This is a genomic window from Streptomyces sp. NBC_01335 (assembly GCF_035953295.1).
Lineage (GTDB): Bacteria > Actinomycetota > Actinomycetes > Streptomycetales > Streptomycetaceae > Streptomyces.
The window spans coordinates 548,045-567,211 of record NZ_CP108370.1; the positions used below are offsets into that span (position 1 = coordinate 548,045).

Annotated in this window: 17 protein-coding genes; 5 read left to right on the forward strand and 12 right to left on the reverse strand. The window is 71.3% G+C overall.

Features of this window, described 5'->3' with window-relative positions; genetic code table 11:
• Window positions 1-142: 142 nt before the first annotated feature.
• The 4 genes from OG599_RS02145 to OG599_RS02160 all read right to left on the reverse strand — a co-directional run bounded on the left by OG599_RS02145 (window position 143) and on the right by OG599_RS02160 (window position 3,470).
• Window positions 143-361 carry an MbtH family protein gene (locus OG599_RS02145; RefSeq protein WP_327174196.1) on the reverse strand — a complete coding sequence of 73 codons (219 nt, stop codon included), beginning with the start codon at window positions 359-361 and terminating at the stop codon, window positions 143-145.
• A gap of 627 nt (window positions 362-988) precedes the next feature.
• Window positions 989-1,384 carry a GNAT family N-acetyltransferase gene (locus tag OG599_RS02150; RefSeq protein WP_327174197.1) on the reverse strand — a complete coding sequence of 132 codons (396 nt, stop codon included), beginning with the start codon at window positions 1,382-1,384 and terminating at the stop codon, window positions 989-991.
• A 643-nt stretch (window positions 1,385-2,027) separates the two neighbouring features.
• Window positions 2,028-2,750, reverse strand: coding sequence for an alpha/beta fold hydrolase (locus tag OG599_RS02155; protein ID WP_327174198.1), 723 nt, complete (start codon window positions 2,748-2,750; stop codon window positions 2,028-2,030).
• 141 nt (window positions 2,751-2,891) lie between these two features.
• Window positions 2,892-3,470 (reverse strand): Dps family protein, encoded by a 579-nt coding sequence (locus tag OG599_RS02160; protein ID WP_327174199.1) that lies wholly within the window; start codon window positions 3,468-3,470, stop codon window positions 2,892-2,894.
• A 467-nt stretch (window positions 3,471-3,937) separates the two neighbouring features.
• On the opposite strand from OG599_RS02160, the gene OG599_RS02165 reads away from it, so the two are divergent.
• The 4 genes from OG599_RS02165 (at window position 3,938) to OG599_RS02180 (ending at window position 7,902) form a co-directional block, all read left to right on the forward strand.
• On the forward strand, window positions 3,938-5,818 hold the full coding sequence (locus tag OG599_RS02165; RefSeq protein ID WP_327179903.1) for an amidohydrolase: 1,881 nt from the start codon (window positions 3,938-3,940) through the stop codon (window positions 5,816-5,818).
• Window positions 5,819-5,941: 123 nt separating this feature from the next.
• Window positions 5,942-6,604, forward strand: a complete 663-nt coding sequence (locus OG599_RS02170; protein ID WP_327174200.1) for a hydrolase — start codon at window positions 5,942-5,944, stop codon at window positions 6,602-6,604.
• A 49-nt stretch (window positions 6,605-6,653) separates the two neighbouring features.
• Entirely contained in the window at window positions 6,654-7,193 is a 540-nt protein-coding gene (locus OG599_RS02175; protein WP_327179904.1) for a DoxX family protein, read from the forward strand.
• Window positions 7,174-7,902 carry a YoaK family protein gene (locus OG599_RS02180; RefSeq protein WP_327174201.1) on the forward strand — a complete coding sequence of 243 codons (729 nt, stop codon included), beginning with the start codon at window positions 7,174-7,176 and terminating at the stop codon, window positions 7,900-7,902. Before OG599_RS02175 ends, OG599_RS02180 begins: the two co-directional genes overlap by 20 nt.
• 75 nt (window positions 7,903-7,977) lie before the next feature.
• On the opposite strand, the gene OG599_RS02185 is transcribed toward OG599_RS02180, so the two are convergent.
• Window positions 7,978-8,925, reverse strand: coding sequence for a helix-turn-helix domain-containing protein (locus OG599_RS02185; protein WP_327174202.1), 948 nt, complete (start codon window positions 8,923-8,925; stop codon window positions 7,978-7,980).
• A gap of 572 nt (window positions 8,926-9,497) precedes the next feature.
• Here OG599_RS02185 and OG599_RS02190 point away from each other — a divergent pair.
• Window positions 9,498-12,278: a LuxR family transcriptional regulator gene (locus tag OG599_RS02190; RefSeq protein ID WP_327174203.1), complete on the forward strand. Its 2,781-nt coding sequence runs from the start codon at window positions 9,498-9,500 to the stop codon at window positions 12,276-12,278.
• A 52-nt stretch (window positions 12,279-12,330) separates the two neighbouring features.
• Here OG599_RS02190 and OG599_RS02195 read toward each other — a convergent pair whose 3' ends face one another.
• The 7 genes from OG599_RS02195 to OG599_RS02225 form a co-directional block, all read right to left on the reverse strand.
• On the reverse strand, window positions 12,331-13,095 hold the full coding sequence (locus OG599_RS02195; protein ID WP_327174204.1) for an ABC transporter ATP-binding protein: 765 nt from the start codon (window positions 13,093-13,095) through the stop codon (window positions 12,331-12,333).
• Window positions 13,092-13,892 carry an ABC transporter ATP-binding protein gene (locus OG599_RS02200; RefSeq protein WP_327174205.1) on the reverse strand — a complete coding sequence of 267 codons (801 nt, stop codon included), beginning with the start codon at window positions 13,890-13,892 and terminating at the stop codon, window positions 13,092-13,094. Before OG599_RS02200 ends, OG599_RS02195 begins: the two co-directional genes overlap by 4 nt.
• A complete protein-coding gene (locus OG599_RS02205) occupies window positions 13,889-14,764 on the reverse strand; it encodes an ABC transporter permease (RefSeq protein ID WP_327174206.1) in 876 nt (291 codons plus the stop codon). The genes OG599_RS02200 and OG599_RS02205 overlap by 4 nt, the downstream gene beginning before the upstream one ends.
• Window positions 14,761-15,726, reverse strand: coding sequence for an ABC transporter permease (locus tag OG599_RS02210; RefSeq protein WP_327174207.1), 966 nt, complete (start codon window positions 15,724-15,726; stop codon window positions 14,761-14,763). The genes OG599_RS02205 and OG599_RS02210 overlap by 4 nt, the downstream gene beginning before the upstream one ends.
• The gene (locus OG599_RS02215) at window positions 15,726-17,246 is read right to left on the reverse strand and encodes an ABC transporter substrate-binding protein (RefSeq protein ID WP_327174208.1); all 1,521 of its coding nucleotides are present in this window, start codon (window positions 17,244-17,246) and stop codon (window positions 15,726-15,728) included. Before OG599_RS02215 ends, OG599_RS02210 begins: the two co-directional genes overlap by 1 nt.
• Window positions 17,247-17,299: 53 nt before the next feature.
• Complete coding sequence (locus tag OG599_RS02220; RefSeq protein ID WP_327174209.1) at window positions 17,300-18,040, reverse strand: DUF1684 domain-containing protein; 741 nt, start codon at window positions 18,038-18,040, stop codon at window positions 17,300-17,302.
• Window positions 18,041-18,638: 598 nt separating this feature from the next.
• Window positions 18,639-19,154 carry a hypothetical protein gene (locus tag OG599_RS02225; RefSeq protein WP_327174210.1) on the reverse strand — a complete coding sequence of 172 codons (516 nt, stop codon included), beginning with the start codon at window positions 19,152-19,154 and terminating at the stop codon, window positions 18,639-18,641.
• Between the last annotated feature and the right edge of the window lie 13 nt (window positions 19,155-19,167).

A 19,167-nucleotide genomic window follows, 5' to 3' on the forward strand; every position in this document is an offset into this window, starting at 1 on the left:
CAGGATGATGGACCGGACCCTGCGCCGAAGCGCCATCCACCCCGACGGGGCGAGGGTCCGCCCCCGCGCACCGGCGACCGGACCAGAGGTGTCCCGTGATTCGTCGCCCACTCGCCGGGGAGTTCGCGGGTGCGGGTCGGCCCTACTCGGCCGCCGCCTCCATCGCCCTCACCAGGCCCGCGGGCCGCATGTCGGTCCAGGCGGCCTCGATCGCGTCCAGACACTCCTGACGCGACCCCTCCGGGCCGACGGCACGCCAGCCGCCCGGGATCTCCATCCGCGCGGGCCACAGCGAGTACTGACCCTCGTCGTTGACCAGCGCCACGAACCGTCCCGACTCGTCGTCGAAAGGATTGGTCACGGCCGTCCCCCACCTGTTCTCGCGCTTTCTGCGACATGTTCATCAGACATTCCCGGGCGCCTCACGTCGGACCGTTCCCGCCGCGGCACCGCCGGCCCCCGACCCTTTACCCGGCACTCCGGCCTCGGAGAGACCGGCGACGTATCGCACGCTCTTTCGATTGCCTTCACTGCCGGGAGAGGGTCACATCCCGACTTCACCCGTTCATGCCAATCACATTAGAGGATGCACGGCCGCCAAAGTCCCTATTCGCGCCATTGCCCCGCGCACCCCGAATCCGGCGACGCGACACATCGCGCCCTGGACATATGCCAAGTGATCACCTATGAAACTGTTCAGTCACCCCATGTCCCTCTTGGGTGGGTATCGCTGAATTTGGTCCCCGGCATTTCACGGAAGCGCCCGCGCGCGCCCGCAGACGTCACAGCACCGAATGATTCGATCGAGCTACCGTGCGCCGGGCACGCGCCCCGTCCGCCACACGATCGCCCGTGCCCTGAAAGCGAAAAGGCGTCCCCCGGGCCGTGTCCGATCCGACCATTCCCGTCGCGCGCCCGGCGCCCGGCACTGCACCTCGGACGAGGGCGACGAGGCAAGGAGGACAACGAGGACGGATCCCGTCCGGCGTCAGAGCGCGATCAGCCCCGCCGGGGTCACCCGGAAGCCGCAGACATCGACGTAGAACGTACGCAGATGCTCCTCGAAGTCGACGTGCAGCCAGGCGCATCCCGCCGCGCGGGCCTCCTCGACCGCGGCGGCGACCAGCGCCGCACCGACTCCGCGCGACCGGTGGTTCCTGGCCACCACCGTGTCCAGCAGGAAGGCGTGGACCCCGCCGTCCCAGAGCACGTTGACGAACCCGATCAGTGAGCCGTCCTCCCGCGCGCAGACCCAGCCCAGGCTGTGGCGCTCCAGGCGCGACCGCCGGTCGGTCCCGTCGGCCGGACCGCCGAACCCCTCGGCGTGCAGTGCGTCGAGGGCCGCGTTGCCGAAGTCGCCCCGCCACTCGTAGGTGATCGTCACACCCCGGATCGTAGGGGCGTCGGGGCGCGGCCCGGGATACGGGAGCCTCGGGGTGTGTCCCGTGACCACCGGGACGCGGCCGGGACGACTGGGCCGTGTGTCGAAAGTCCCGCCTGTCCGGCGACGCCCGGCACGCACTCCGGAGCGGACCGGGAACCGATCAGGCGTCCGGGGCAAACACGCCTCGGTTCTTGGGCGCACTCTTCAGGGCCCCGACGGCGTAGTGAAAGCGGGACTTGGCCGTGTCCGGGGAGCCAGTCGGGCGCACCGGGAGGTGGGTCCGGGGGACGCTTCCGCCTCGTCGGACGCGCCGTCCAAGCGGTTGTGGACGGTCTCGCCGGCCACCCCGGAAGGCTGCCGACGGCGCAGCCCTCGGGCCGCTGGTTCGTCCGGGACGCGGGCACCGGGCACCGGGTGCCCGGTTCCGCGACCGCGCTGCACGGGTCGAGCGGCGGCAACCCCTTTCCCGCCCAGGGAGTTGCTGAAGAGTCCCGGGCGTCCGAAAACGGGCGCGTGCGCCCGGAAGAGCCTGCGCCCCGGGCGCCGCCCGGGGCCGGCGGATCGCGGCCGGACACCACCCGGGCACCCGCCACATGTCCGGATGAACTGACCTGACAGCTGGTCAGGTCATCCGGACAGCGCCTCAGCCGGTCGAGCGGACGGCGCGCAGGATCAGGTCGGTCACGGGGCCGGGGTCGCTCACGGAGACCGCGTGCGGTGCGCTGACACTGACCGTGTGGGCGCCGGCCCGCTCGGCCATCCATTCCTCGGCGGCCGGCGGGATGTTCCGGTCCTCGGTGGCCACGAGGTACCAGCTGGGGATCTCCTTCCAGGCGGCCGCGGTGGCCTTGCCCTGGAGCGCGGCGAGGGCGATCGGGCGCTGGCCCACGGCCATCACCCGGGCGGTCGCGGCAGGCACTCCGGCCGCGAACTGCCCCTCGAAAAGGTGCTGTTCGATGATCAGCTCCTCGCCCTGACCGCCACCGGGAAGCGGGTAGGACTGGGTTCTGGTCGCCTCGCCCAGGGTGCTGCCGGGGAACTTCCCGGTGAGTTCCAGCGCGCTCTCGCCGATGTCGGGTACGAAGGCCGCGATGTAGACGAGGGCCTTGACCTGCGGGGCGCCGGAGGCGGCGATGCTGATGACGGAGCCGCCGTACGAGTGGCCCACGAGCACGACGGGGCCCGGGATGCTGTCCAGCACGCTGCGGATGTAGGCGGCGTCGCTCGCCAGTCCGCGCAGCGGCAGTGCGGGTGCCAGGGCGGGAAGGCCCTCCTGTTGGAGGCGTTCGATCACCGGACTCCAGCTGGAGGCGTCGGCGAAGGCGCCGTGGATCAGGACGACGGTGGGGCCGGCCGAGGGGGACATGGGAGAGCTCCTGGTGAACCGTGGTGCGGACAGGGGTGACCGCCCGACCGTGGTACGGCCGGGCGGTCAAGGAGAAGAGGAAGAGGAAGGGACGGGGCACCGGCGAAGGCCCCGTGGGAGGGACCGCTCGCCGGGGCCGCGTCAGGCGCGGACCAGCGGGGTGTCGACCAGGTGCTCGGCCAGGAACCACGCCTGCAGCTCCCCGGTCCGGATGACCTGCGAGACCAGCAGGTCGTTGGTGCCGTCGTCACCGAGTTCGATGGTCCGGGCCGCCGCGTCGTGGGCGTCCACGAGGATCGCCTCGTGCGCCTCCAGCAGCCGGGACAGCATCGCCGGCACCTCTTCGACCCCGTCCGGGGGCCGCGGGATCGAGGTGATCTCGGCGACGTGCCGGGGGTCTCCCACGGCGACCCCGCCCAGGGACTGGACGCGTTCGGCGATGGTGTCGACGAGTTCGAGCTGCTCACCCGCGTGCTTGTCCAGTACCAGGTGCAGTTGGTAGAAGGTCGCGCCGCGCATCAGCCAGTGGTGCTTCTTGTAGAGCCCGTAGAGGATCTGCGTGTCGGCCAGGACCTTGTTGAGCCGCTGGCACGAGTACATCCGCGCCTCGTAGGTGAGGCCGATCGGGAACTGCTTGACCGTGCCGAACTCCTGGATCACTTCGCCCTTCTGGTGCAGCCACGGCTGGCTGCTGCTCACGGACGGGGACGGGTTGGTCATGGGTTCCTCCTGCGGTGCCGTGCTGTGTGTCATGGGGTGGGTGTCGCGGGATGCGTGCCGTGCGGTGCTGTGCCGCGCTGCACGCGCCCCGGCGACGCTAGGCGCCTGATCCCGCGGCGCGAGTCCCGCAGCGCATGCGGTGATGCCCGTCAGCGCACAAGGCGTGACCAGGACGGAAACGGTGCGCTCTCGGAACGCATCGGGTGCACTGCCGGAACACGCGGGCGCACCGACTCCTTCTAATCTCCTGACGGAGCGTTCGGGAATCACCGTTTCCACGAAGACGTCGAACACGGCGAGAGGTTTCCCTCTTTCTCTCTCCACCGCCGTCACCCCGGCCGCACGCGACACGCAAGCCGGACAAGACCGAATGCGGCTCCGGCTGTCGCGCGCATTCCGGTGCGCATTCCCGCACGCACGGAAACAACACGGATCCCACTGCAGGAGGTTGTCGAAAGGTGTCCACGATGCCGGTCGGAGGGCTGGTCCCCAGCGCCACCGAAAACGCTGCGGACCTCATCGTCCGCAACGCGAAGATCCACACCGGCGACCCGGGTCGCCCGCAGGCCGGGGCCCTGGCGATCCGCGACGGCGTCATCACGGTCGTCGGCGACGACAACGACGTGGCGCCTTTCGTCGGCCCGGCCACGCGGGTGGTCGACGCGCTCGGCCGCCGGATGATCCCCGGCCTCAACGACTCCCACCTGCACGTGATCCGGGGCGGGCTCAACTATGTGCTGGAACTCCGCTGGGACGGTGTCCGTACCCTGCGCGAGGGCCTGGCGATGCTCCGGGAGCAGGCGGCCCGGACTCCGAAGGGCCAGTGGGTGCGGGTGGTCGGCGGCTGGTCGGCCGAGCAGTTCGCCGAGCGGCGGCTGCCGACCGTCGCGGAGCTGAACGCCGCCGCGCCGGACACCCCGGTGTTCGTGCTGCACCTGTACCAGTCGGCGGTGCTCAACCGGGCGGCGCTCAAGGCGGCCGGGCACACCAGGGACACCCCCGATCCGAAGGGCGGGCAGATCGTCCGCGGCCGGGACGGCGAGCCCACGGGCATGCTGCTGGCCGCGCCGAGCGCGCTGATCCTCTACTCGACGCTGGCCAAGGCGCCGGTGCTGGAGGGCGAGGACAAGAAGATCTCCACCCTTCACTTCCTGCGGGAGCTGAACAGGTTCGGCCTCACCTCGGCGATCGACGCCGCCGGCGGGTTCCAGAATTTCCCGGAGAACTACAGCACCGTCGCCGAACTGGCCGAGGAAGGCCGGTTGTCGCTGCGGATCGCCTATCACCTTTTCCCGCAGACCGCGGGCCAGGAAATCGCCGACCTCACGCGCTGGATCGGGATGACGCGTACCGAGGACGGGGACGAATGGCTGCGCCTCAACGGCGCGGGCGAGAATCTCACCTGGGCTGCGGCGGATTTCGAGAATTTCGCCCAGCCGCGTCCTGAGCATTCCCCGGACTACGAGGTCGAGTTCGAGAAGGCCGTGCGTCTCCTCATGGAGAACGGCTGGGGATTCCGGCTGCACGCCACGTACGACGAGACGATCCGCCGGGACCTCGCGGTGTTCGAGAAGCTTGCCGCCGAGGGCCTCTTCCCGGCAGGGAACCGGTGGCTCTTCGACCACGCGGAGACCGTCTCGACGGACAGCCTCGACCGGGTCGCCGCGCTGGGCGGCGCCATGTCCGTACAGAACCGGCTGTCGTTCCAGGGCGAGGCGTTCCTGCGCCGCTACGGTCCCGGCGTCGCCGCGGACGCCCCTCCGGTGCGGGCCATGCTGGAGCGTGGGCTGACCGTCGGTGCCGGTACCGACGCCACCCGGGTCTCCACGTACAACCCGTGGATCGCCCTGCACTGGCTGGTCACCGGCCGCACCGTCGGCGACCTGGTGCTGCGTCCGCCGCTGAACCGTGTCGACCGGGCGACGGCGCTGGCCATGTTCACCCGGGCGGGCGCGGAGCTGACGGGCGAGCAGGACGTCAAGGGCGTGCTGCGGCCGGGCTGCTTCGGTGACCTCGCGGTCCTCTCGGAGGACTACTTCGACGTGCCCGACCAGGACATCGCGCACATCGAGTCGCTGCTGACCGTCGTCGGCGGCCGGATCGTCTGGGCCACCGCCGAGTACGAGGGCCTGGACGAGGAGTTGCCGCCGGTCAGCCCGGAGTGGAGCCCGGTCACCCGGTTCGGCGGCTACCAGGCCGCGCCGCGCACGGGTCCGTCGGGCGCCCGCCAGGCCGAGCTGCTCGGTCAGGCCGTCGCCGAGTCCGAGCAGCACCGCCAGTGGCGCGCCCGGCGCGGTCTGGCTCCCGAGACGGACAGCCCGGTCTTCGACCCCTGCTTCTCACTCTGATCTCCCCCTGATCTCCCGGGAGGGGCCCGGTCACGAGCCGCCCCTCCCGGGGCACCACCGCACCACCCCGTTGCCGCGCCGGGCAGCCGTCCTTGCGCGTCCCACTCCTGGAAAGGTTCTCCCATGGCCGACATCTCCGAGGTCACCGCCGTCCCGAGCGACGCCCTGCTGACCCCCGACAACTGCGCGGTGCTCTTCGTGGACCACCAGCCGCAGATGTTCTTCGGTACGGGCAGCGGCGACCGCACCGCGATCATCAACGCGACCTTGGGCCTGGCGAAGGCCGCCAAGGTGTTCGACGTCCCCGTGGTGCTGAGCACGGTGGCCGCCGAGTCCTTCTCCGGCCCGCTCATGCCCCAGCTGGCCGGTGTCTTCCCGGAGCAGAAGATCATCGACCGCTCCACGATGAACGCGTGGGAGGACGTCGCGTTCGTGGAGGCCGTCAAGGCCACCGGCCGCAAGAAGCTCGTGATCGCCGGTCTGTGGACCGAGGTCTGCGTCGTCCTGCCCACGCTCTCCGCGCTCGCGCAGGGTTACGAGGTCTACGTCGTCGCCGACGCCTCCGGGGGCGTCACCCCGCAGGCCCACGAGCACGCCGTCCAGCGGATGGTCCAGGCCGGCGCGGTCCCGGTCACCTGGGTGCAGGTGCTCCTGGAGCTCCAGCGCGACTGGGCGCGTACGGAGACGTACCTGCCGGTCATGGACGTGGTGAAGGAGCACGGCGGCACCTACGGTCTCGGGGTCGTCTACGCGCAGGCCGTCATCGGCGAGCACGCGGCCGGCTGATCCGCTCCACCGGGACATCGACGAAACGTCAGGAACAGGCATGAACGCAATGGACACCGGGCTCCTGGTCCTCCGTCTGCTGGTGGGACTCCTCATCGCCGGACACGGGGTGCAGAAGGTCAGCTTCCGGCTGGGCGGCAACGGATTCGCGGGCGGGACCGAGGAGTTCCGTCACGACGGCTTCCGCGGCGGCCGTCTCACCGCGCTCGCCGCGGGCGGCAGCCAGATCGGCGCCGGCCTGTTCCTGGCGGCCGGTGTGCTCACTCCCCTGGCGGCGATGGCCGCCATGGGAGTGATGACGGTCGCCGGAACCGTCAAATGGCACAAGGGGCTGTGGGTCCAGAACGACGGATACGAGTACCCGATGGTCCTCGTCGTCGCCTCGGGGGCGCTCGCGCTCACCGGGCCGGGCCGCTGGTCGGCCGACCGTCTGCTCGGACTGGCCCCCTGGCCGCTGTGGGTCGTGGTCGCGGTCCTCGTGGCCGGACCGGCGAGCGGCCTGCTCACCCGGGCGGTACTGCACCGCCCCTCCGTACCCCACCCCGCCGCCCCGGAAGGAGCGACTCCGCATGCGCACCCTACTCGTTGACGCGGCTCGCACACTGGTTCCCCCGAAGGAGGACCGGCACGGCCCGCTGCCGCCGCTCATGCTGACGCTGACGGTGGTCACCGGCCTGATCGACGCCGTGAGCTATCTGTCCCTCGGGCACGTCTTCGTCGCCAACATGACCGGCAACGTGGTGTTCCTGGGGTTCGCCCTGGCGGGTGCCGACGGGCTGTCCGTGCTCGCCTCCCTGGTGTCGATGGCCGCCTTCCTCACCGGCGCGCTGGCCGGGGGCCGGTTCGGGTCGCGGTTCGCGGCGCACCGGGGGCGGCTGCTGGCCTTCACCACGGCGCTCCAGGCGGTCCTCGTCCTCGGAGCCCTCGTCGCGGTCACGGTCTCCGACGGCGAGGTGACCACCTGGGCCCGCTACACCCTGATCGTCCTGCTCGGCCTGGCCATGGGCATGCAGAACGCGGTCGCCCGCCGCCTCGGCGTCCCGGACCTGACGACGACCGTGCTGACCCTGACGCTGACGGGACTGGCCGCGGACTCCGTCCCCGCCGGTGGCGCCGCGCCCCGGCCGGGACGGCGCATCCTGTCCGTCCTGGCCATGTTCCTCGGCGCGCTCGTCGGCGCGGCGCTGCGCACCGAGCTCCCCGTGACCCTGGGCCTCGCCCTGGCGTTCCTCGTGGTGACGTCCGTGGTCACCCGCCGCCTCTCGGCCCCGGACGCGGCCTGGGCCAAACCGGCCTGACCGGGTGCCGGGCCGAGAGGCCCGGGACGTACGCGCTCCTCGCGCGCGGCGGCGGGGCAGAGAGCCGGACACGGCCTACGCGGAAAGAGCGCGCCCTCCGGCCGGGAGGCTCCGGTCCTCCGCGGGGGGCCGGGGGCGGCCCGGGAACACCGGCTGCTCCGTCGACGCCGAGGACTGCCACTCGCTGGGGGACATGCCGTAGGCGTCCCGGAAGGCCCGGCTGAAGTGCGAAGGGCTGACGAAGCCCCAGCGGTGCGCCACGGCGGCCACGGTGAGCCTGCGGCGCGGCGACCGGCCTAGTTCGCGGCGGCACGCCTCCAGTCTGCGGCGGCGGATCAACCGGCTCACCGTGGTGCCCTCGTCCTGGAAGAGTTTGTGCAGGTAGCGGACGGAGATGTGGTGGGCGCGGGCGATCGAGCGCGGCGACAGATCGGGGTCTGTCAGATGCAGTTCGATGTGGTTCCGGATGCTGTCCGTCATCCGTGTGCCGGAGTCCGGGTGCTCCGTTCCGGCGGCGTCCGTGACGAGCGCGGCGAGGATCTCCACCGCGTTGGCGACGAGTTGCTCGCCGCTCAGCGACCGGAGGGTCTCCCTGCTCTCGGCGAGCGCCGACAAGCAGTGCGACACCAGCGCCCCCACCCCTTCCGTACAGTGCAGCGGGACCCCCAGGACCCGGCGCAGATCGGTGTCGGTGAGCGCCAGGAGGCGCCGCGGTACATGGAAGACCGTCATGCGGTACGGGTCGCCGGGGCGCGGGGAGGCGAGCGTGCCGGGCCCGCAGAGCACGATGTCACCCGGCTCCAGGAAGACCTCGGTTCCGTCGTGGGGGACGGCGGTCGAGCCGTGGACGTGCTGGGCGACGTAGAGCGTCTCCCCGTCGCCGGGGTCCGACAGCCACGGCGGAACGGAGACACGTTCGTGGCCCGGATGGACGGAGTCTCCGGGGTGGACGGAGCCGTAGGGCTCCAGGACGGAGATCCGCAGGCGCTCGGCCGCGGAGCCGGGAGTACGCCGGCCCAGCACCGTCAGATGCGGGCGGCTCTGAAGGGTGACGGGGGGAGCACAGGGGCGGGAGAGACCCGGAAGGGCCGAGGGGGTCCGGAGGCGGGCCGGCTCTGCTGCCGGTCCGTCTCCGGCCAGGGAACGGCGGCACCCGTCGGCCGGCCGGTCCGTGCTCACCGTCGCTCGTCCTCTCCCGGAGCCGCGGCCTCCCTCGGCCTCGGCGTTCTGCTGGGTGTGCACTGCGTTCCTCACGCTTGGTCTCTCCGTCTTCACTGTGATCGTCGGCACCTCGACGCTGCGACCGGGGCGCCCGCACGGCCCCGGGACGTGGCCCGGCGCGCAGCCGGACGCTCGTCCGCCGGGTGTCTCCGGGGCCACGCCCAAGGCGTCGGGTCCGGGTACTTCGAATGCTGTCAGCGGGGCGGAGCGCGGCGCTTCTGTCATGTGACCGGTCATGTGCCGACGGGCTGCCGCGAAGGGACTCCGCCGGTCGCTCCACGCCGCCCACCTGGCAGGATGCTTCGAAGCGGCCTGCAGATGCGTCGCTCCGCGCCCCTCGGGGCGGGGTGGTTCGCAGGGAAGGGAAGAGCAGCATGGATGTCGGTACCGAGCCGGTCGCCGAGCCGGAGATCCTGAGCAGGGAACACGAGCTGTCCCGGATCTTCGAGCTGGTCGACACCGCGGACGGCACCGGCTCGAAGGTGCTGGTGCTGACCGGCGAGCCCGGGGCCGGCAAGAGCACCCTGGTGGACCGGGCGGCTTCTTACGCCGCCTCCCGTGGCCGGCTGGTGCTCCGGGTGCGGGGCGCCGAGGGCGAGCGGGAGCTCGGTTTCGCGGGGATCCATCAGCTGCTCCATCCCCTCCTCGGCGGCATCGGACGGCTGCCCGCCCATCAGGCCGAGGCGCTGCGCATCGCGTTCGGCATGGCGGAGGCGGAACCCTCGCAGCGGCTCGACCCGATGCTGACCCGGCTCGGCGTACTGACCCTGCTCTCGGACGCGGCGGCGGAGCGACCGCTGCTGCTCGTGGTCGACGATGCCCAGTGGCTGGATCTCGGCTCCCTGGAGGTACTCGCCTTCGTGGCCCGGCGGCTGGAGGGCGAACCCGCCGCCCTGCTGCTCGCCGCCCGGGACGAGGCCGTACCGGAGCGGTTCGACCGTGTCTTCCCGCACCTGACGGCCGGTCCGCTGGACCGGGCCGCCTCGGTGCTGCTGCTGAACGCGCAGCCGCACCCGCCCCTGGGCAGAGCCCGGTCCCAGATCCTCCAGCAGGCGGCCGGCAACCCGCTGGCCCTCATCGAGCTCGCGCGCGCCTTCGCGAAGGACCCGAGCCGCCGCGACCGGGGGGCGATCGACTCGCTCCCCCTCACCGCCCGGCTGGAGCAGATATTCGCCGCCGAGCTCCCCACCCTCCCCGAGGCGACCCGGCGGGCCCTGCTCCTCGCGGCGGCGGCCGGCACCGCCCAGCTCTCCGACGTGCTCCACACGGTTCCCGGCATGGACGGCCCGGAGGTGTGGCTGCCGGCCGAGCGGACGGGGCTGATACGGGTCGAAAGCGGCGAGGTGCGTCTACGCCATCCGCTCGTACGTTCCGCGATCTACCAGGCCGCCACCTTCACCGAACGCCGCGAGGCCCATCTGGTGCTCGCCGCCGCCTTCACCGACGAACCCGATCGCCGTGCCTGGCACCTCGCGGCGGCGGCGCTCGGTCCGGACGCGGAGGTCGCCGACGCCCTGGCCGAGAGCGCGGAGCGCTCACGCCACCGGGGCGGGTACGCGGCCGCGGCGGCGGCGCTGGAGCGCGCCGCCGAGCTCACCCCGGACCGGGATCAGCGCGCGAGCCGCCTGCTCGCCGCGGCGTGGTCGGCCACGCACGGGGGACATCCGCAGTGGGTGAACGAGATCACCTCCCGGGTGGCCGCGCTGACGGAGGACGCGCAGGTCCTCGCCCAGGCGTCCACACTCGCGGGCTGGTCCCTGGCCGTGACACTCCGGTACGAGGACTCCATCGCCTACCTGTTGCCGGTGGCCGAGTCCGTGGCCGCCGAGTACCCCGCCCTCGCCCTGGACGCCGCGGGAACGGCCGCGACCCCCGCGTACCGGTCCGGGAACCCCTTCCACCGGACCGAACTCCTGCGGATCACCGACCTCATCGTGGCGGAACCGTACAAGGTCGACCGCATCTGGGTGCTGGCCTCGTGCGCCCCCTTCACCGCCCGGGACCGGGCCATGGAGCTCTTCGGCCACGCGCTGGAAACCGTGTCGGAGGGCGGGCTGTCCGACACCATCGTGCTCGGCGGCGCGGCCTGGGCGCTGGACGAGACGGATCACGCAGTCCGTCTTCTCGGGCGGGCCATGGATCATCTGCGCCGGGCGGCGACGGCCGGCGCCAACGCGACCGCCGCGTTCTCGCTCGCCAACTCCCTTTTCGAGAGCGGTGCCTGGACCGCCGCCCAGTCCACCGCCGAGGAGGCGTTCTGGATGGCGACGGAGGCGGGCGCGGACTACATGGCCGTGGGGTCGCCTCTCCTCCAGGCCACGCTGCGTGCCGCGCGCGGGGACCACGCGGGTGCGCGTGCCCGGGCCGGGCGGGCCGTACGCGCCGTCGACCTGCGCAAGCTGCCGGGCCTGTACGTGGCCCACCGGCGGGCGCTCGCCATGGCGGCCCTCGCGGAGGGTGACCACTCGACGGCGTACGAACAGTTCCGGCGCACCTTCACCCGGGACTTCCATCCGCTGCCCGTGCACTACCACGCGTCCCTGTACTGCGTCGCGGATCTCGCCGCCGCAGCCGTCCGTGCCGGGCAGACCGACGACGCGCGCACCGTGCTCCGGGCCGCCGAGGAGACTCTGAGCGGGGCGCGCTCCGTCCGGCTGGACGCGATCCTGCACCGGGCCCGGGCCCTGCTCACCGAATCCGAGGGTGCGGAGGCCCATTTCCGGGCGGCGCTCGCCGACCCGGCCGCCGCCCAGTGGCCCTTCGAACACGCGCTGGTCAACCTGGACTTCGGCGAGTGGCTGCGGCGCCACCGGCGGAGCGCCGAGGCGCGCCCGCTGCTCGGTACCGCGCTGGAGTTCTTCGAACGGCTCGACGCGCGCCCGTGGATCGAGCGCGCCTCCGCCGAACTCCGTGCGGCGGGCGTGGCCGTGACGGCCGTGACCGCTCCGGACGCGGCGGCCGGTCTGACGCCCCAGGAACTCCAGATCGCCCAGCTGGCGGCGGAGGGTCTCACCAACCGGGATATCGGCGCCCGGCTCTATCTGTCGCCCCGCACCATCGGCTTCCACCTGCACAAGATCTTCCCGAAGCTCGGGGTCACCGCGCGCGGTCAGCTCCGCGACGTGCTGGGGACCCCCGGCACCGGGTCGGACTGAGCGACGGGCCGCGCCCGAACGGGCCCGTCCCTGCTGCCCGCCCCCGTCGGGGTCACACGGGCAGGCGCGGCACGCTGTCGATGAGGCGGCGGGTGTAGGGGTGCGCCGGTGCGCCGAGCACCTGGGCCGTGGCGCCCTGCTCGACGATCTGCCCCCGCTCCAGTACGGCGGTGCGCTCGCAGAGGGTGGCCACCACGGACAGGTCGTGGGAGACCATCACCATGGTGAGCCCGCGCTCCTCCTTCAGCTCGGCCAGCAGGTCGACGACCTTCACCCGGGTGGTGACGTCCAGCGCGCTGACGGGCTCGTCGGCGAGCAGGACGCGCGGGTCGCAGACGGTGGCGCGGGCGATGGCGATGCGCTGGCGCTGGCCGCCGGAGAACTCGTGCGGGTAGCGGTCGACGGCGTCCGCCTGGAGGCCGACCCGCTCCAGCGCCGCGGCGACCTTGGGCGCGGCGGTCGTACGGCTGTCGAGGCCGAGGGAGCGCAGCGGCTCCGCGACGATCGCGCCGACCTGCCGGCTGGGGTCGAGCGAGGAGTAGGGGTCCTGGAAGACGCACTGCACGCCGCGCCGGAAGCGGCGCATCTGTGCGCGGTCGCGCGGGTTCAGGTCGGCCCCGTCGAAGCGGACGGCGCCGGCCGTGGGCCGGGCGAGGCCCAGCAGCAGGCGGAGCAGGGTCGTCTTGCCGGCACCGGACTCGCCGACCAGCGCGAGGCTCTCGCCCGCGTCGACGGCGAGGGAGACGTCCCGCACCACGTCGGCGGCGGAGCCCCGGTAGCGTACGGCTGCGTCCTTCAGCTCGAGTACGGGCGTCATGGCGCGCTCCTCAGGTCCAGGGCGGATTCCAGCTTCCGGGCGCTGGCGACCAGGGTGCGGGTGTACTCCTCGCGCGGTGCGTGCACGACGTCGTGGACCGCGCCCTGCTCGACGGCCCGGCCGTCCTTCATGACGAGGACCCGGTCGGTGACCTTGGCGACGACGGCGAGGTCGTGGCTGACGAAGAGCACGGCCATCTCCCGTTCCCGCACCAGGCCGTCGATGAGTTCCAGCATCTCCGCCTGGACGGAGACGTCCAGGGCGGTGGTGGGTTCGTCGGCGATGAGCAGCTTGGGTTCGCAGGCGAGCGCCATCGCGAGGGCGACGCGCTGACGCTGTCCGCCGGAGATCTCGTGCGCGAAGGCGCGTGAGATCCGCTCGGGTTCGGGCAGCCGGACCTGTTCGAGGGCCTCGGTCACGGCGGCGCGCAGGGGCTTGCCCTTGAGGCCGGTGCGCCGGGCGAGCGGTTCGGCGATCTGGCGGCCCAGTCGCATCAGCGGGTCGAGTGCGGTCAGCGGCTCCTGGAAGACGATGGCCGCGTCCCGTCCCCGGACCTCGGTGAGGCGCTTCTCGGGGGCGCCCACCGTCTGGGTGCCGGCGAGTACGACGCTGCCGGCCGAGGTCATGCCCTCGGGGAGCAGTCCGAGCACCGCGAGGGTGGTCAGGGACTTGCCGGAGCCGGACTCGCCGATGAGGCCGAGCCGTTCACCGCCGGCCACCGTGAAGGAGAGGTCGTCGACGAGGGTCCGGCCGTCGTCGGTCCGGACGGTCAGTCCCGTCACGTCGAGGAGAGTCACGCGCGCCTCCGCCGGGTGGCCGGGTCGAGGGTGTCCCGCAGGCCGTCGGCGATCAGGTTGACGCCGATGACGAGGAGGACGAGGAGGATGCCGGGCGCGAGCGCGCCGACGGGTGCCGTGGTGAAGGTGGCCTGGGCCTCCTGGAGCATGCGGCCCCACGAGGCGTTGGGCGGCGGTGCCCCGAGGCCGAGGTAGGAGAGTCCGGCTTCGGCGAGGACCGCGAGCCCGAACTGGAGGGCGAGGTTGACCACCAGGGTGGGCCAGATGTTGGGCAGCACGTGGGAGAGGACGGTGCGCGGCCAGGAGGTGCCGGAGGTGCGGGCGGCGGTGATGTAGTCGCGTGCCAGGACCCGTTTGACGAGGACGCGTACCAGGCGCGCCACGACCGCGCTCTGCGCCAGGCCGATCGCGAGGACCGCCGAGCTGAGCGTCGCCGAGCGCGCGGCGACGATGAGCATCGCCAGCAGCAGCGTCGGGAAGGCGATGAGGATGTCCAGCAGTGCCGAGAACGTGTCGTCGAGCCAGCCCTGCGCGAACGCGGCGAGCACGCCGAGGGTGATCCCGATGAGCGCGGCGATGGCCACCGAGCCGAGGCCTGCCTCGACGGCGATGCGGGAGCCGGTCATCACCTGGGTGAACAGGTCGCGGCCGAGCTTGTCGGTGCCGAGCAGGTGGCCGCCGCCGGGTCCGTCGAGCCGTCCGCCGGAGGTGTCCTGGGAGTCGAAGGGCAGCCAGAAGAGCGACACCACGGCCAGCAGCACGATCAGTCCGGCGAGTACGCAGCCGACGATCAGGTTGGCGGAACGGCGGGAACGCCGCTTGGCCCCGGTGGCCACGACGGCCGCCGGGGTGGTCAGGCCGGTCCCGGTCATCGGGTACCTCCCGAGAGTCGGCCGCGCAGCCGCGGGTCGATGATCCGCTGGACCAGGTCGGCGACGAAGCCGATCAGGAGCACCGCGAGGGTGGAGACGAACAGCACGCCCTGGATGACCGGGTAGTCGTGCTGGGAGATGCCGTTGGCGAGCTGCGAGCCGAGGCCCGGCAGCGCGTACACCGACTCCACGACGACGGCGCCGAGCAGTGTCGAGGCGAGTTCGATGCCGAGGATGGAGATCACCGGGACCGACGCGTTGCGCAGGCCGTGCCGCCACATGGCACGGCCGAAGGACGAGCCGAGCGCCCGCGAGGTGCGCAGGTAGTCGCTGCCGAGCACGTCGAGGGTGGCGGAGCGTACGTAGCGGATCAGGGAGGCGCTCATCACCAGGGCGATGGTCACGACCGGCAGCACGAGGGCGCGGACCGCCTCGGCGGGGTCGGCCCAGCCGTCCGGCGGGAAGCCGCCGGACGGCAGCCAGCCCGCGTTCAGCGCGAACACCGCGATGAGGATCATGCCGAGCCAGAACACGGGGACCGCGATGCCCAGCTGGGACACGCCGCTGAGCAGTGCTCCGTACCAGGTGCGCCGCTTGTACGCGGCGACGAACCCGGCCGGTACGGCGACCAGGACGGCGAGGACGAACGCGGCCAGTGTGAGCGGGACGGTGACATTGAGCCGGGCACTGATCTCGGGGCCCACCGGCAGCGAACTGACGAACGAGGTGCCGAGGTCGCCGCTCGCCATCTGCGCGATCCAGTGGGTGAACTGCTCGGGCAGCGGGCGGTCGGAGCCGATGGAGTGGCGGGCCGCGGCGATCTGCTCGGGGCTGGCGCCGACCGAGGTGAGCGCGTTGGCCGGGTCGCCGGGGAGCAGGCGCAGCAGTGCGAAGAGCACCACGCTCGCCAGGGCCAGCGACACCACGAGGAAGGCGAGCCGGCGCAGGAGGTAGCGCGCCATCAGCCCGTCTTCTTGATGTCGTAGGCGAAGAACTGGGAGTTCAGGCCGTTGAGCGGGTAGCCGGAGAGCTTGGTGCTCGCGACGACGATCTGCGGGTAGAGGTAGAGCCAGTCGCTGGCGGCGTCCTTGGCGGTCTGCTCGTTGACCTTCTTGAGCAGTGCGGTCTGCGCGGCCGTGTCGGGCGCCTCCTCGGCTTCCTTGACCCACTGGGTGACCTGCGGGTTGTCGTAGCCCCAGTAGAAGTCGGGGTTGCCGTACCAGACCAGGTCGCGGTCGTTGACGTGCTCCTGGAGGGTGGCCGAGAAGTCGTGGTTCTTGTAGACCTTCGTGTACCACTCGTCGGGGGTGATCGTGTTGATCTTGACGGTGATGCCGACCTTGGCGAGCTGCGACTTGACGAAGGTCGCGGCGGTCGGGTGCGGGTCGTAGTTGGGGGTGTCGAGGGTGAAGCTGAAGCCCTTGGCGTAGCCGGCCTCGGTGAGGAGCTTCTTGGCCTTCGTCACGTCGTAGGCGTTGACGGAGGTGAGGTCCTCGTACCAGGGGTCGGTGGGCGGGACCATCGAGCCGATCTGCTTGCCGTAGCCGCCCCAGACGGACTCCAGGAGCTTCTTGTCGTCGATGGCGGCGGACACGGCCTGGCGCACCTTGACGTCGGTGAAGGGCTTGGCCTTGTCGTTGAACGCCAGCAGCAGCTTGGTGGTGGAGTTCCCGTCGTTGACCTTGTAGGAGCCGTTGCTCTTGAACTGCTCCAGGGCGTCGGGCGACTGCTCGCTGGTGACCACGTCGACGGCGTTGGTCAGCAGCGCGTTGTTCAGCGCGGTGGCGTCCTTGTAGTAGTGGAAGACGACCTGCTTGTTGGCGGCGGCGTCGCCCCAGTAGCCGGCGAAGCGGTTCAGGCTCAGCGCGGAACCGCGGGTCCACTTGTTCAGGGTGTACGGCCCGGTGCCGTCCTCGGTCGTCTTCAGGTTCTTCGCCTGGGCGTTGATGATCCAGACGTAGGAGAGGTTGTAGACGAAGGAGACCGACTTCTGGGACAGCGTGATCTTCACGGTCCGTGCGTCGGGGGTGGCGATGTCCTTGACGACCTCCAGGTTGCTCTTGCGGGCCGACTGGGAGTCGTCCGCGAGCACCTTCTGAAGGCTGTACTTGACGTCCTCGCTGGTGAGGGCCTTGCCGCTGTGGAACTTCACGCCGTCGCGCAGGGTGAAGGTGTAGGTGAGGCCGTCGGCGCTGGTCGTGTAGTCCTCGGCGAGGAGCTTGTCGACCTTGCCGTCGTCGGTGAGCCGGAAGAGGCCCTCGTAGACGTTGCCGTTGAGCACCTCGGTGACGCCCTGGCCGCCGCCGGCGGTGTTGTCGAGGTTCTGCGGCTCGTAGAGGGAGCCGATGTTGACGACCGCGTCCTTGTTCCAGGTGCCGCCGCCGGAGGCGCTGGTGCCACCGTTGCCGCCGCAGGCGGTCAGGGCCACGGCGAGGGCAGCGACGGTCGCGGTGGAGAACAGGACGTTCTTCTTGGTGCTCATGGGGGTGGGGGCTCTTTCGGTGCGTGGAGCTGCGGGTCGGTCGGTGCCGGCGATCAGTGCTGCGCGTCGAAGCCGTCGCGGAAGACGGGGAGCTTCTCGCCGGCCTCGATGGGCAGGTGGAAGCGGTTCTGCCGCGGCGGCATCGGACAGTTGTACTGATCGGAGAACCCGCAGGGCGGCACGAAGGCCTGGTTGAAGTCGAGGACGACCCGGCTCTCGTCCTCCGTACGCCGCACGAAGAGGAAACGGCCGGCGCCGTAGGTGGAGTCGCCGTTGGTCGGGTCGCCGAAGACGAGCAGCAGGGTGCCGTCGTCGTCGAAGGCGCTCAGCGTGTAGTCGCGGCCGTCGAAGGTGAGCGCGATGTCGCCCGGGACGACCAGGTCGCGGCTGCCGCCGTTGTCCCGGATGTGCTCGAAGGCGACGCGCCGGGCGCCGGGGACGGGCGTGTACGTGGCTTCCAGCACCAGGGCGGGGTCGTACGCGAAGGTGTCGACCCGGTCGAAGGCGCGGATGGCGGGAGCGTCGGCGTCCCAGAACCGCAGGCCCCGCTCGGGCTCGCCGCTGACCAGGTCGGTGCGCCGGACCTCGGTGACGGTCACGGTGTCCGGCGCGTCCGCGCGTGCGGCCTCCGCGTCCGGGGTCTCCCCCGACGGCGCCCAGCGGGTCTCGACCAGGGCGAGGTTGCCCATCGGGGAGGTGAGCGCACGGTGGCGCTCGGCGCGCCAGGCGTCCCATGCCTCAGCCGGGTCGACGGTCGCGCGGGCGGGGGTGGAGTCGGACACGGCAGTACTCATTCGTCTAGGCGGGGCAGCCCTCACCCTCTACTACTACAGAAGGTGAATACATGGCCAAAGCATCACCTTTATTGGTCATAAGTCCCCCTAATGTCAAACCTTCGATCCACATGGTGAGACGGTCATCCCGGTCACGGAAGCCGCCATTCCGGCCCTATGACCGACGGAAAAACACAAGTCGTGTTCCGGTGAGGGGACTTGCAGCCTTCTGCGTACCGGCCGGTCGGCTCCCGGATCGGCACCCGATCGGCACCCAGGGGATCGTCCCAAAAAGCGAGAAGACAGGGCGCGTACGGCGACCAGCCGACCGGGCCCCACGGCGGGGTGCCCGGTGGGGGGATCCTGCGTCATCGCTGTGCGCTGGGCGCGTCATCGCGGTGGAGCCGGGCGCGATCGCGCGCCCCTCTTCTCCCCGACCGTCTTCGGCGAGGCGGGAGGGCGGCCCTGGCGATCACCGCCAGGACCACCCGTCAGGAACGGCCCACCGGGATTGCCGTAGCAATCGGCGAGGTCCCGCAGCGGCGGCCCACCGGTCGAACCGGTGGGCCGCGGCGCGGTGACGCGGTGACGCAGTGACGCGGCGCCTACGAGGACTCCGTCACGACGCGCAGACGAGTTTCAGGAACACCCGAAGCGCGTCGGTGCGCAGCTCCTGTACGTAGATGTAGACGCTGTTGTCGCAGCCGTCGACCACGTTGTCATAACTTCCGTACCCCACCTTCACCCCCTTCGGGATTTTCTGCCATTTCCGGCCTTCCGACGACGGGGTGATTTTCACCAGTTCGATCCCCGGCTGACCGGAATCGGCGAGGAACTCTTCCCATTCCTTCCGGGATGCGTCGAACTGAATTTCACCTGCGGAGCCCGACCAGTCCTCCTGCTCACAGAAGCGCAGGTTGGCCACTGCGTCAGGAATGGCGAGACCGTACACCTTCTCGACCTTTTCCAGACTGCGCCCATGCGTGCACCCCGCGTACATACGAGAGTCGGCCCGCGCTTCAGAATTCTTGCCCGTCTCTGCGCGAGTGGTCGTGCCGCAGCCCCAGCAGGAAAGCGCGAGGAGTCCCGGCAGGACGAAACCGAGCCATACTCTGGGCCAGATGATTGACTCCATACCATTCCACTTC

What these genes read in the sequence shown, in the direction of transcription:
- OG599_RS02155 (WP_327174198.1), bottom strand. Translation starts at nt 2,750, where the DNA reads ATGTCCCCCTCGGCCGGCCCCACCGTCGTCCTGATCCACGGCGCCTTC.
- OG599_RS02160 (WP_327174199.1), bottom strand. Translation starts at nt 3,470, where the DNA reads ATGACCAACCCGTCCCCGTCCGTGAGCAGCAGCCAGCCGTGGCTGCAC.
- OG599_RS02165 (WP_327179903.1), top strand. Translation starts at nt 3,938, where the DNA reads ATGCCGGTCGGAGGGCTGGTCCCCAGCGCCACCGAAAACGCTGCGGAC.
- OG599_RS02170 (WP_327174200.1), top strand. Translation starts at nt 5,942, where the DNA reads ATGGCCGACATCTCCGAGGTCACCGCCGTCCCGAGCGACGCCCTGCTG.
- OG599_RS02175 (WP_327179904.1), top strand. Translation starts at nt 6,654, where the DNA reads ATGGACACCGGGCTCCTGGTCCTCCGTCTGCTGGTGGGACTCCTCATC.
- OG599_RS02180 (WP_327174201.1), top strand. Translation starts at nt 7,174, where the DNA reads ATGCGCACCCTACTCGTTGACGCGGCTCGCACACTGGTTCCCCCGAAG.
- OG599_RS02190 (WP_327174203.1), top strand. Translation starts at nt 9,498, where the DNA reads ATGGATGTCGGTACCGAGCCGGTCGCCGAGCCGGAGATCCTGAGCAGG.
- OG599_RS02195 (WP_327174204.1), bottom strand. Translation starts at nt 13,095, where the DNA reads ATGACGCCCGTACTCGAGCTGAAGGACGCAGCCGTACGCTACCGGGGC.
- OG599_RS02205 (WP_327174206.1), bottom strand. Translation starts at nt 14,764, where the DNA reads ATGACCGGGACCGGCCTGACCACCCCGGCGGCCGTCGTGGCCACCGGG.
- OG599_RS02210 (WP_327174207.1), bottom strand. Translation starts at nt 15,726, where the DNA reads ATGGCGCGCTACCTCCTGCGCCGGCTCGCCTTCCTCGTGGTGTCGCTG.
- OG599_RS02215 (WP_327174208.1), bottom strand. Translation starts at nt 17,246, where the DNA reads ATGAGCACCAAGAAGAACGTCCTGTTCTCCACCGCGACCGTCGCTGCC.
- OG599_RS02220 (WP_327174209.1), bottom strand. Translation starts at nt 18,040, where the DNA reads ATGAGTACTGCCGTGTCCGACTCCACCCCCGCCCGCGCGACCGTCGAC.
- OG599_RS02225 (WP_327174210.1), bottom strand. Translation starts at nt 19,154, where the DNA reads ATGGAGTCAATCATCTGGCCCAGAGTATGGCTCGGTTTCGTCCTGCCG.